Raw genomic sequence first — 12,534 nt, forward strand, 5'->3', positions numbered from 1 at the left:
CCCATGTCCGCCACGACGTCACACACCGAACCGACCACCCCTCTCGCGAGCCCCGCCCTCGTCGCCCGCGCCGAGCGTGACCTGCCGGGCGTGGTGGACACCTCCGGCCTCACCCGCGCGCTCTACTCGTCCGACGCTTCGCTCTACCGCGTACCACCCCAGATGGTCGGGTTCCCGCGCACCCGCGCCGAGCTCGAGGCCCTCGTCGACCTGGCCCGCGAGACGCGTACGCCGTTGACCGCCCGCGGCGCCGGCACGTCCTGCGCCGGCAACGCCGTCGGCCCCGGCCTCGTCGTCGACACCCGGCGCCACCTCAACCAGGTGCTGGCCATCGACACCGTGGCGCGCACGGCGACCGTGCAGCCCGGCACGGTCCACGCCGCCCTCCAGAAGGCCGCCGCCCCCCACGGCCTGCGCTTCGGCCCGGACCCGTCGACCCACACCCGGTGCACCGTCGGCGGCATGGTCGGCAACAACGCCTGCGGGCCGCGGGCCATGGGATATGGCCGCAGCGCCGACAACGTCATGGCCGTCGAGGTGGTCTGCGGCAACGGCGAGCGCCTCCGCCTCGTCTCCGGCGAGGAGGCTCCCGCCTCCCCCACCCTCGACGCGCTGCGCTCGCTGGTCGCCGACAACCTCGCCCTGATCCGCACCGAGTTCGGCCGCTTTGGCCGCCAGGTCTCGGGCTACTCGCTGGAACACCTGCTGCCCGAGAACGGCTTCGACGTCGCCCGCTTCCTGTCCGGCACCGAGGGCACCCTCGTCACGATGACCGAGCTGACCGTACGCCTCGTCGCAGACGCACCCCACAAGGTCATGGTCGCGCTCGGCTACGCGTCGATGCCCGAGGCCGGGGACGACGCCGTCGTGCTCGGCCGCCACAGCCCCACCGCCGCCGAGGGCCTCGACCGCCGTATTGTCGACGTCGTCGCACACGCCAAGGGCCCCGCCGCCGTTCCGACCCTGCCGAAGGGCGACGGCTGGATGCTCGTCGAGCTCGTCGACGACGACCCCGTACGCCTGCGCGAGCGCGCCGAAGCCCTCTTGGCCGACGCCAACCCGCTGGAGGGCCGGGTCGTCGAGGACGCGACCGAGGCGACGGCGCTGTGGAAGATCCGCGAGGACGGCGCCGGGCTCGCCGGCGTCTCGCTGGAGCGGCCAGCGTACGGGGGCTGGGAGGACGCCGCCGTGCCGCCGGAGAAGCTCGGCGCCTACCTGCGCGACTTCGACGCGCTGCTGAAGAAGCACGACCTGCACGGGCTGCCGTACGGGCACTTCGGCGACGGCTGCGTCCACTGCCGCATCGACTTCCCCCTCGACCGCGAGGGCGGCGCCCAGGCCTACAGGGCGTTCGTCGAGGAGGCCGCCGAGCTGGTCGCCGGCTACGGCGGCTCGATGTCCGGCGAGCACGGCGACGGCCGCGCCCGCTCAGCGCTGCTGCCGAAGATGTACTCCGCCGAGGCGCTCGGCCTCATGGCGAAGGTCAAGGCGATCTTCGACCCCGCGAACCTGCTCAACCCCGGCGTCCTCGTCGACCCGCGACCGGTCGAGGCGGACCTGCGCGTGCCGCAGATCCGCACCAAGCCCTTGTTCAAGAAGGACCCGCTGTTCGTGGAGGCCGTCCACCAGTGCTCCGGCGTCGGCAAGTGCCTCGCCGACACGACCGCCGGCGGCGGCGTGATGTGCCCCAGCTATCAGGCCACCGGCAACGAGAAGGACTCCACCCGCGGCCGCTCGCGCGTCCTGCAGGAGATGGTCAACGGCGACATCGTGAAGGGCTGGGACTCCCCCGAGGTGCTTGAGGCGCTCGACCTGTGCCTGTCCTGCAAGGGCTGCTACCGCGACTGCCCCACGGGCATCGACATGGCCGCCTACAAGTCCGAGGCCCTCGACCACGCGTACGCCGGCAAGGTGCGCCCTCGCTCCCACTACGCACTCGGCATGCTGCCGCGCTGGGGGCGCCTCATCTCGAAGCTGAAGGTGGGCCCGCTGGTGAACCTGGCCGGCGTCGTGCCCGGTGTACGCAACGTCATGAAGTGGACCGCGGGCGTCGACCAGCGTCGCTCGCTGCCGCGCTTCGCCGCCGGCCGCAACTCCGCGAAGGTCGACGTGCCCGCCACGTCCGGCAAGCCGGTCGTGGTGTGGGTCGACTCGTTCTCCGACTGCTTCGAGCACGAGGGCCTCCACGCGATCATCGACGTCCTCGTCGCCGCGGGCTTCGCCCCGCGCTTCCTCGACCGTCAGGCCTGCTGCGGACTGACCTGGATCTCCACCGGCCAGCGCGAGGGGGCCCGCCGCCAGCTGCGCCAAGCCGTCGGCGTGCTCCACCCCCTGGTCGCCGAGGGCATCCCCGTCGTCGGGGTCGAACCGTCGTGCCTCGCGGTGTGGCGCACCGACGCGCTCGAGCTGCTGCCCGACGACGAGCGCGTGCGCGAGGTGGCCCAGGGCGTCTTCACGCTCGCCGAGGTCCTCACCCACGCCGACGAGGTACCCCTGCCCGATCTGACCGGCCGCACCGTCGTCGCCCAGCCCCACTGCCACCACGCGTCGGTGCTCGGTTGGAAGACCGACGAGGCGCTGCTGAAGAAGACCGGCGCGAAGGTCGTCACCGTCGGCGGCTGCTGCGGCCTGGCCGGCAACTTCGGTGTCGAGGAGGGCCACTACGAGGTGTCGGTGGCCGTCGCCGAGCACGACCTGCTGCCCGCGGTCCGGGCCGCGGGGCCGGACGCGATCGTGCTGGCCGACGGGTTCTCCTGCCGCATCCAGCTCGAACAGCTCGAGGGCCGGAAGGCCATGACGCTCGCCGAGGTCCTGCTAGGGCGCTGACGGGTCCCGTCAGTCGGCGGCCTCGAGCTCGGTGTAGCGGGCCGCCACGGCGATGATCTCGTCGAGCGTGTGGGACAGGAAGCGCACCTGGTGGGTCGTCGCCACCTCGTCGTCGCCGATACGCACGGCCCGGTGGAACCCCTTGCGGGCGGGGGCGATCACTACCCGACCCCACGGCACCACCACGGCGTTGCCGGGACGCACGACCTCGACGCCGTCGGGGCGCAGCACCCACGCGACCCCGTCGGGCATGTCGCTCGACGGCTCCGGCTGCGGCACGGTGCGGCGGAGGATGCGTGCGCCGGAGTACGCCAAGAACGCTGCGGTCAGCGCCGCGATCGCGCTGACCCACGCGAAACCGTCCACGAAGAACCACAGCACGACGGCGATCACGACGGCCAGCGCCGCCAGGACGAGGTCGAGAACGCCGCTGAGGATCTTGTTCCGGCGCAACCGCAGCAGGAGCTTGCGGTTGCGGTGGCGTACGACGGTCTCCGTGGTCATCGCAGCCTAGTCAGTCGTTCCGCGTCCGCACTGAGGCGCGCGATGTCGTGGGAGAGGTATTCGGTCGCGTAGGTCGTGCTGAAGGCGTCGTCTCCGACCCGGATGGCGTGCAGGCCCCCGATCTTCGTCTCGGTGAACCGTACGCGCGCCCACGGCACCACGACCGGCCCGGCGGGCAGGTTGACCTGCACCCCGTCGGGGCGCAGCACCCAGGCCACGCCGCCGGGGGCCTCGACCTTCGCGTACGCGGGGGTGAAGACGCCGGTGACGTAGAGCAGGCCGACCAGCAGGTGGATGCCGAAGAACACGAACATCAGGATCGCGGCCCAACGCACGCCGCTGCCCAGCGACAGGATCGTGAGGCCGACGAACAGCCAGACCAGCCCGACGAAGACCTGGATCACCCCGCTCAGCACCAGCTTGCGGCGCACGCGGGCGAGTAGCTCACCGTTTCGGTGGTGGACGACGGTCTCCATGTGTGGCTCCGGGGTCAGTGGTGGGTGACGGTGACGTCGGCGGCGGCGCGCCGGCCGTGGACCCACAACAGCAGCTCGCCGGGCTCGCCGACGACGACCGTGGTGGTGGCGCCGCGGCAGCCGCGGGAGATGACGGCCTCGCGGCCGTCGGGCCGCTGCAGCACGAGCCGCTCACGGGAGAAGGCGTTGAGCTGGCGGCCGGCGATGGCCACGCGCAGCGCGAGGGCGTCGGCGAGCTCCGTGTCGACCGGGGCCGGGTCGATGCCGTTGGCGCGTCGCACGTCCTCGCCGTGGACGTAGAACTCCCCCAGCGCGTGGCGGTGGCCCTCCAGGGCGTCGGTCGGCATGAGCGCGACCCGGCCGTCCTCGACCGCGAGCGCGGCGACCACCTCGTCGTACGGGTGGCGGGCCATGACCCGTTCGAGCTCGGAGCGCTCGTCGAGGACCGGCGTGGCCATGACCGCAGCCACCCGCCAGGAGTGCTTGATGCCCCACACGTGGGCGGCGAGATGGTGGGCGGTCCAGCCCTCGCACAGGGTCGGCGCACCGGCGTCGACAGCCTCGAAGGAGGCGATCAGACGCCGGTACGCCGCGTCCCGCAGCCGGGTGGTCATCGCTGTCGTCCGCGGCGCGGATCAGTCGCGCGTGAGCCGACGGTGGGTGGTGGCGTGCGGACGCGCGGCCTCCGCACCGAGGCGCTCGATCTTGTTCTTCTCGTAGTCGGCGAAGTTGCCCTCGAACCAGAACCACTTGGCCTGGTTCTCCTCGTCGCCCTCCCAGGCGAGGATGTGGGTGGCGACGCGGTCGAGGAACCAGCGGTCGTGGGAGATCACCACTGCGCAGCCGGGGAACTCGAGCAGCGCGTCCTCGAGGGACTGCAGGGTCTCGACGTCGAGGTCGTTGGTCGGTTCGTCGAGGAGCAGCAGGTTGCCGCCCATCTTGAGCGTCAGCGCCAGGTTGAGACGGTTGCGCTCACCGCCGGACAGCACGCCCGAGGGCTTCTGCTGGTCGGGGCCCTTGAAGCCGAACGACGCGACGTAGGCGCGCGACGGCATCTCGAAGTTGGCGACCTTGATGTGGTCGAGCCCGTCGGAGACGACCTCCCAGACGTTCTTCTTGGGGTCGAGGCCGCCGCGGCCCTGGTCGACGTAGGAGATCGAGACGGTCTTGCCGAGCTCGAGGCTGCCCGAGTCGGGCTGTTCTTCGCCGACGATCATCTTGAACAGCGTCGACTTGCCGACGCCGTTGGGGCCGATGATGCCGACGATGCCCGAGCGGGGCAGGTCGAACGTCAGGCCGTCGATGAGCTTGCGGTCGCCGAAGCCCTTGTGGAGGTGCGTCACCTTCAGCACGTCGGTGCCCAGACGCGGGCCCGGCGGGATGTTGATCTCGGAGACGTCGATCTTGCGGTTGCGCTCGGCTTCGGCCGCCATCTCCTCGTAGCGGGCGAGGCGGGCCTTGTTCTTGGCCTGGCGGGCCTTGGGGCTCGAGCGGACCCACTCGAGCTCCTTCTCGAGGATCTTGGCGCGCTTGGCGTCCTTCTGGCCCTCGATCTGGAGGCGCTTGCGCTTGGTCTCGAGGTAGGTCGAGTAGTTTCCTTCGTAAGGGTGGAGGCGGCCGCGGTCGATCTCGCAGATCCACTGGGCGACGTTGTCGAGGAAGTAGCGATCGTGGGTCACGGCGAGGACGGCGCCCGGGTAGTCCTTGAGATGGCCCTCCAGCCAGTTCACCGACTCGGCGTCGAGGTGGTTGGTGGGCTCGTCGAGCAGCAGCAGGTCGGGCTGCTGGAGCAGCAGCTTGCACAGCGCCACGCGGCGCCGCTCGCCGCCGGAGAGGACGTCGACGACGGCGTCGGCCGGCGGGCAGCGCAGCGCATCCATCGCCTGGGCGAGCTGGGAGTCGATGTCCCACGCGTTGGCGGCGTCGAGGTCGGTCTGGAGGTCACCCATCTCGGCCATGAGTGCGTCGAAGTCGGCGTCGGGGTCGGCCATGAGGTCGCCGATCTCCTCGAACCGCTTCATCTTGGCCTTGATCTCGGCGACGGCCTCCTGGATGTTCTCGAGCACCGTCTTGCCCTCGGTCAGCGGGGGCTCCTGCAGCAGGATGCCGACCGTCTTTCCCTTGGCCAGCTGGCTCTCGCCGTTGTTGGCCTTCTCGAGCCCGGCCATGACCTTCAGCATCGTGGACTTGCCGGCACCGTTGGGGCCGACGACGCCGATCTTGGCGCCCTCGAAGAACGACATGGTGACGTTGTCGAGGATCACCTTGTCACCGACCGCCTTGCGGACGTTGGACATGGTGTAGACGAACTCTGGCATGGAGCCTCAACCTTCGCGATAGACAAGGGGCTGATTCGAAGCGGGGCCCAGTATGCCAGCCCGCCGCTGCCCGACTCAGCCTGCGAGGAGCACGTACGCCGCGATCGCGGCGAACAGCACCGAGACGGCGAGGTTGGCGACCTCGGTCACCCGCTTCCTCCCCGTGGTGGGACGGTTCCCCCACGTGGTGACGGCGATTGCCGCGAGGGCCACGACGACGCCGACCAGGCCGCCCCACACGAGCCCCGGCACGCGTTCCCAGGGGCCCACCTGGTGGAGCAGCGCGAGCAGCGCCCCTCCCTCCAGGACGGCGGCGGCGAGCGCCACCCTCGAAGGCGACTTGTCACGCAGGCGCCACACCTGGTAACCGATGGCCAGCGCGGTGAACAGGAGGAGCCCGATCCCGACGACTGGCAGCGACGACGGCTTGGCCGGGGCGCCCAGCAACAGGCTCTTGGCCGCGTCGTCCACGTCGATGCCCGAGTCGTTGAAGACCACCACAGCGCGCCCGTTGGCCCGATCGAGCCCCAGGAATGTACGCGACCCGGTGGTGCTGCCGTTGTGCCAGGTGACGGTGCCATGATCGGTGCGGCTGGTCACCCAGTGCAGGCCCACCGCCATGCGTTCGCTCGCCTGGAACGTCGGCTCGACGGCCGCCATGCCCGGCGCGGTGCCGTCGAGGACAGCGCGGGCGTAGCGCGTGAGGTCGTCGGCGGTCGTGAAGGTGCTCGTGCCAGCCGGGGCCATGCCGTCGGCGACCCAGTGCTCCGCCGTCACCCCGTTGGCGGCGGTCACGCGCGACGCGTCGGTCGGCACGAGATCGGGCCGGGTGGCGATCACGGTGTCGTTCATCCCCAGCGGCTGGAGGAGGCGTACGCGCAGCATGGTCGGCCAGTCGGGGTGGTGCGTGGCGCGGGTCAGCGCATGCCCGAGCAGGGCCGCACCCAGGTTCGAGTAGCGACGCTCACCGCGCCGGGTGAGCTTGATGTCGCGCGACTGCTGCAGCACCTGGGCCGTGGTGAGGTGGTACGGGTTGCGCAGGCTGACGGCACCCGCGATGCCGCCGACCGCCTCGGCGGGCAGCAGCTCAGGGACGCCGCCGCGGTGCTGGGCGAGCTCGTGCAGCGTGACGCCACCCACGGGGCTCCCGGCGAGCTCGGGCAGGTGCTTCGCGACCGGGTCGTCGAGCCTCACCTCGCCCCGACCCACGGCGTCGGCGAGCACCATCCCGTTGAAGGTCTTGGTGATCGAGCCGAGCTCGTGATGCCGACCGGGCTCGCCGAGCCGGACCCGCCGGTCGGCCGGGCCGTCGAGGCGGACGACCTCGGCCGAACGCATGCCCGGGGTCCCGGCGAACGCGCGCTCGACTTCGCTCACGAGCGCGGGGTCGCCGCGCCACGGCCCGGGGTCACCCGGCCCCGGGCCCAGCAGCATCGAGAGCAGTCCCCCCATGACCGCGAGCACGGCCACGAGCGGCCAGAGCCGGCGCGGCCGGGCGGACGGGTCGGCGGTGGCCCCGGCACGCGCGGGCATGACGGTTCCCGTGGTCTGGTCGGTGATCGGATCGGTCGCCGACACCTGCGCGGTCGGTTTCATGTGTCCTCCAAGAAGGGTGGGCCCCACCGGGTCAGGCGGGGCGGGCGGCAAGCAGCGTGACGAGGAGCGGCACGACGCGCGGGCCGGGAATCTCGTAGGCCCCCCGTGCCCGCTGTGTCAGCCAGCCTGCGGCCACGAGGATCCGCAGGTGGTGGTGGACCTGTCCGGCGCTGCGCAGCGACTCGTGGGTCGTCAGCTCCGCGGTGGTGCGTACGCCATCGAAGACGAGCTGCAGCAGCCGCAGGCGCACCGGGTGGCCCAGGGCGTCGAGAGTCGGGGCCAGGGAGTCCCAGTCCTCATCGGAAAGACGATCCGAGGTGAGCCCGTACTGCCACTGGACCGGGCCGGCACCGGGCAGGTCGAGGTGGCCCGCGTACACGATCCCGCCCTCGGGCTGAGTCTTCTTGAGCCCTTCCAGCGCCCAGAAATCGCCCTCGCGCGGACCGCGCGCAGCCGGATTCTCCAGCAGCTCCGCGACGGCCCGCTCGAGGGCGGCCACTCGTTCCTCCAACTCCATAACTTCGATATTACGAACTTAGGTGAGCGCTGGCAAGGGTTCAGAAGGGGACGAGGACTCGCTCGTCGGCCGGGGTCGAGTCCGCGTCTCCCGCCCCGCCTTCCGAGACGGCCCCCTCCTCCAGGACGGGGCCGTCGGCGTCCGTGTCGGTGTCGGCGCCCTCCGCCGACTCCTCCACGACCCCCTCGGGCTCGTCCGGGCGGATCCGGGTGAAGTGGGTCGACCCGAGGGTCAGGTCGTGGCCCACGGCGCGGGCGTCGATCGTGAGCGACTCCCTGACCACCCCGGTCTTCTCCTCGACCCAGGTCTCGACCCGGGCCCGCCCGGCGACGAAGACCGGGTCACCGCGGCGGATGCTGCGGCAGACGTTCTCGGCGAGGTGGCGCCAGCACAGGACCGAGACCCACGTGGTCTCGCCGTCGACCCACTCGCCGTCGCGCAGGATGCGCGGCGTGTGGGCGATGCGCAGGCGCGTGAACGGAACCTTGGCGTGCGTCTCGCGCAGCTCGGGGTTGAGGCCGACGTGGCCGGTCATGGTGATCAGGGGTTCCATGGCAGTCCTTCCATCAGGTGTGGAACCTGACGTTGGACCGTGGCCACGACGAAACGGCGCGGGGGGACCGGTCCTGTGGACCAGGTTCCCCCGCGCGCAGTCGTGGCCCTGTGGACACCGTCGTCAGCTGATCAGCGCAACGCCCTCGCGAGGTTCTCGCGGACGAGCTCGTAGCGGTCGACCTCGGCGTTGACCGGCCGCAGGATGCGTTCCTCCGTCACGCCCGCGATCGAGTCGATGAGCGCCTGACGGGCCTCACGCTGCTTCGTGCGGGCGCCCACCTCGACGCCCACCCGGGCGAGGATTGCCAGCAGCACCCCCGCCAGCGCTCCACCGACCAGCAGCACCAGCGGCGCGGGAACGCCCCACCACGTGATGTCGGGCAGCGGCGGCATCTGGAGGTAGAGCATGGCGAACGCCACACCCAGCCACACCAGACCGGCCACGGCGGTGAGGAAGAACAGCCACTGGAGCACCGTCACCGCCCTCCACCAGCCACGCCCCCGGTCGAGCCCCAGGTCGGTGGTCGCGATGGCCCGGTCGAGCTGGTCGGTGATGTAGGCGTCGTTGGCCTTCGAGGCCCCGCGTACGGCCTCGGCCCAGCCCTTAGGCATGCCCGTCGAGACCTCGTCGGCCAGGTCACGAACGGCCGAGTCGACGCGCGCCTTCTGGACCGAGGTCGCCGCGGGCAGCGACGTGCGCGACACGCGAGCGGGGTCGATCTCCTTGCGCCCGCCGCCCACGCCGAGCCGGTCGAGGTGCAGGCTGCGCAGCGGGTCGGGACGGAACCGACCCAGCCACGACAGCACGGGCCAGCCGGTCGCCAGTGCGCCGCGGTGACGCCACGCCTTGCCGACGGCCTCCGACACCACCGGTACGCCGGCCGCAGTCGCCAGCGTGCCGTTGAGGCGACGCACGGCCTCCTTCGAGGCACGGTCGGCCTGCTTGGTGCCCGACTCGCGGGCCAGGGCCGTGGCGGCCTCCTTGACGTCGACCTCGAGCCGGCGGGCGGTCATCTTCTTGTCGGCCGCGCGCTTGATCAGGCGCTGGCGCAGCTCGGGGATACCCTCCCCCGTCTTGGCGCTCACCGCGGCGATCTCGGCCTTGGCGAGCCCCTCCGAGTCGAGCAGGCGGCGCAGGTCACGCAGCGCCTGGTCGCGCGAGACCCCCTCGAGGCGGTCGGCCTGATTGAGGACGACCATCATCACGTCCGCGTACGCCGCCAGCGGCTTCAGGTAGCGGTCGTGGAGCGCGGCGTCGGCGTACTTCTGGGGATCGACGATCCACACCAGCATGTCGACCAGCGGCACCAGCCGGTCGACCTCCTGCCGGTGGGCCACCTCGGTCGAGTCGTGGTCGGGGAGGTCGATCAGCACCAGCCCCTCAAGCCCCTCGGCGTACGTGTCGCCCGGCTCCAGCGAGTGCCGGTTGGGGATCTGGAGGAACTCGATCAGGTCGTCGGCCGAGTCAGCCCCGAACGTCACGGCCATGGCCTTCGACGTCGTGGGGCGCCTGATCCCGGGATCGGCGAGCTCGGTGCCCGAGACGGCGTTGAACGTCGATGACTTGCCCGAACCCGTCGCCCCTCCGATGGCGACCACGGTCGCGTCGCCCGAGACCTCGAGGCGGCGGCCGGCGCGCTCGACGACCTGCAGCGCAGGCGCGACGACCTCCGGATCGACGCGACCGTTGGCGTTCTCCGCGGCCGTGCGCAGCGCCCTCAGACGCGCGCCGAGGTCCTTGTCATCGCGTGCCATCGGTGCCCTCCTCCACGATCTCGGCGTCGATCACGCCGTCACCGTCGGGCGACGAGTAGGCCCGCTCGAACGGGTTGGTGCGCACCGGCTCCGAGCCGTACGCCGGGGCGCCTGGACGCGCCTCCAGCGTCGGCGGTGGGGCGTACAGCTCGTTCTCGGCCTCCGGGGCCGGCTCGATCGCCGCGACGTCGGTGTAACCCGGCGCGGCCTGGGCCGGCGTCTGGACGACCCCGAGGACGTTCTGGTCGCCCCCGGTGAGCATGGTCTGGGTGGCGGCGCTCGGCAGGCCCTCACGTCGGGCGGCGTCGACGTCGGCGGCGGCGGCGCGGATCGCCGCGGCACGCTCGGGCTCGACGTGGAGGTCTTCGAGCAGCTGGTGGTAGCGGCGCAGCTCGGAGGCCATCAGGCCCTCGATGCGCGCGTCCAGGTCGTCCTTGGCCTGCTTGGCGAGTCGGCGTACGGCGTCATCGCCGAAGACCGCCTCGAGGGCACGCTGCGCCAGCACCGACGTGCCGCCCGCGACGCCGACCTCGGCGCCGGTGAGGCCACCGGTGTGGGCGAAGACGACGATCATCAGGGCCAGGCCGATGGTGTTGACGCCCAGGGCGATGAACCGCGCCTGGGAACGCTTCTCCATACCCTGGTCGGAGACGAGATCCATGACCGCGCCCTGCCAGTCGCGGACGAGCTTCGCCGCCTCGGGCGCATAGTCGCGCGAGGCGCGGGACAGGTCCTCGCGGCTGCGGGCCAACAGCTCGCGGCCGGCGGGGTTGGCGCGCCAGACGGCCTCGGCGCGCTCGGCGGCGGCCTCGCCCTCCTCGCGCAGCAGCGCCTCCAGCCCAGACTCCACGGCGACCGTGACCTTTTCGGCCCCCTTGGGCTGGCCGGAGAATGCGCCCACGATCTTGTCGCGCAGCCAGCCGACCTTCTCGTCCAGCGCACGGAAGAACTCACCGGTGCCGACGAAGTCGTGCCAGCGCTGCAGCACCTCGCCCTTGAGCAGGGTGCCGTCGGCGGTCTGGACCTGGATGGCGCGGGCACCCTCGCCGTATGCCCTGTCGGCGTCGCTGCGCAGCTGTTCGAGCGTGGCGGTCTGGTCGTCGATCGCGTCGACGAGCTTCGGCGTTCGCGCGGTCAGCGCACCGATGGCGCCGTCGAGGGTCTGGTAGACGACCTCCTGGCGCGAGCTCGCGTCGTGGGCCAGGGTCGCCAGCCACGACCGGATCGGCGAGACGGCCGCGTCGGGCAGCAGCCCCTCGGCATCGGTGGCCGTCTCCGGCACGGCGAACAACGGCGAGTTCCCGAGCCCGCGCTGGGTCATCATCTGGCCGAGGTGGGGCGGGATCTCGCGCATGGCGGCCGGCGGGATGCGATCGAGGACGACGGCGACGGCGGCCGATCGCTCGGCGGCGTGGAGCAGGAACTCCCACGGCACGGCGTCCGCGTACCGGGCGGCAGAGGTCACGAACAGCCACAGGTCGGCGGCGGCCAGGAGCTGGGCGGCGAGCCGCCGGTTCTCCTCGACGACCGAGTCGACGTCGGGTGCGTCGAGCACGGCCAAGCCGCGCGGCAGAGTCTCCTCGGCCACGAGCTGGATGGATCCCTGGTCGTTCGACGGGCTGGTCGTGCGCGTCAGCCCGGGAAGGATGCGGTCGCCCTCGAACCAGGCGACGTCGGCCGGGTGGTGGATGAGCACCGGCGCCTTGGTGGTGGGGCGGATCACGCCCGGCGTGGTGACGCGGCGGCCGACCAGCGAGTTGACCAGCGTCGACTTGCCGGCACCGGTCGAACCGCCTACCACCGCGAGGAGCGGGGCGTCGATCGTCGCGAGCCGCGGAAGGATGTAGTCGTCGAGCTGTGCGGTGATCTCCCGCACCGCCTTGGCCTGATCGGCCGCCCCCGGCAGCGTGAGCGGCAGCTGGACGGGCGCCAACGCATCGCGCAGTCGGGTCAGGCTGTCATGCAGGGAGCTACCGCTCATCGGGCC

General features: G+C 71.7%; 10 protein-coding genes. 1 reads left to right on the forward strand and 9 read right to left on the reverse strand.

Annotated features, from left to right (window positions below):
• Positions 1 to 3: 3 nt before the first annotated feature.
• The gene (locus ACYVGD_RS10605) at positions 4 to 2,826 is read left to right on the forward strand and encodes an FAD-binding and (Fe-S)-binding domain-containing protein (RefSeq protein ID WP_460743572.1); all 2,823 of its coding nucleotides are present in this window, start codon (positions 4 to 6) and stop codon (positions 2,824 to 2,826) included.
• Positions 2,827 to 2,835: 9 nt separating this feature from the next.
• Here the strand turns inward: ACYVGD_RS10605 and ACYVGD_RS10610 are convergent, their stop codons facing one another.
• From ACYVGD_RS10610 to ACYVGD_RS10650, 9 genes are all read right to left on the reverse strand, one after another.
• On the reverse strand, positions 2,836 to 3,330 hold the full coding sequence (locus ACYVGD_RS10610; protein ID WP_460743574.1) for a hypothetical protein: 495 nt from the start codon (positions 3,328 to 3,330) through the stop codon (positions 2,836 to 2,838).
• Positions 3,327 to 3,806, reverse strand: a complete 480-nt coding sequence (locus ACYVGD_RS10615) for a hypothetical protein (protein WP_460743576.1) — start codon at positions 3,804 to 3,806, stop codon at positions 3,327 to 3,329. The genes ACYVGD_RS10610 and ACYVGD_RS10615 overlap by 4 nt, the downstream gene beginning before the upstream one ends.
• A 14-nt stretch (positions 3,807 to 3,820) precedes the next feature.
• On the reverse strand, positions 3,821 to 4,420 hold the full coding sequence (locus tag ACYVGD_RS10620) for a maleylpyruvate isomerase family mycothiol-dependent enzyme (RefSeq protein ID WP_460743578.1): 600 nt from the start codon (positions 4,418 to 4,420) through the stop codon (positions 3,821 to 3,823).
• A gap of 21 nt (positions 4,421 to 4,441) precedes the next feature.
• The gene (gene ettA, locus ACYVGD_RS10625) at positions 4,442 to 6,124 is read right to left on the reverse strand and encodes an energy-dependent translational throttle protein EttA (RefSeq protein WP_460743580.1); all 1,683 of its coding nucleotides are present in this window, start codon (positions 6,122 to 6,124) and stop codon (positions 4,442 to 4,444) included.
• 75 nt (positions 6,125 to 6,199) lie between these two features.
• Positions 6,200 to 7,720 (reverse strand): serine hydrolase domain-containing protein, encoded by a 1,521-nt coding sequence (locus ACYVGD_RS10630; protein ID WP_460743582.1) that lies wholly within the window; start codon positions 7,718 to 7,720, stop codon positions 6,200 to 6,202.
• A gap of 31 nt (positions 7,721 to 7,751) precedes the next feature.
• On the reverse strand, positions 7,752 to 8,237 hold the full coding sequence (locus ACYVGD_RS10635) for an ArsR/SmtB family transcription factor (protein ID WP_460743584.1): 486 nt from the start codon (positions 8,235 to 8,237) through the stop codon (positions 7,752 to 7,754).
• 40 nt (positions 8,238 to 8,277) lie between these two features.
• On the reverse strand, positions 8,278 to 8,790 hold the full coding sequence (locus ACYVGD_RS10640; RefSeq protein WP_460743586.1) for a single-stranded DNA-binding protein: 513 nt from the start codon (positions 8,788 to 8,790) through the stop codon (positions 8,278 to 8,280).
• A gap of 131 nt (positions 8,791 to 8,921) precedes the next feature.
• On the reverse strand, positions 8,922 to 10,547 hold the full coding sequence (locus tag ACYVGD_RS10645) for a P-loop NTPase family protein (RefSeq protein WP_460743588.1): 1,626 nt from the start codon (positions 10,545 to 10,547) through the stop codon (positions 8,922 to 8,924).
• Positions 10,534 to 12,528: a GTPase family protein gene (locus ACYVGD_RS10650; RefSeq protein WP_460743590.1), complete on the reverse strand. Its 1,995-nt coding sequence runs from the start codon at positions 12,526 to 12,528 to the stop codon at positions 10,534 to 10,536. Before ACYVGD_RS10650 ends, ACYVGD_RS10645 begins: the two co-directional genes overlap by 14 nt.
• Positions 12,529 to 12,534: the final 6 nt, after the last annotated feature.

It is taken from the genome of Mariniluteicoccus endophyticus, from assembly GCF_054780035.1.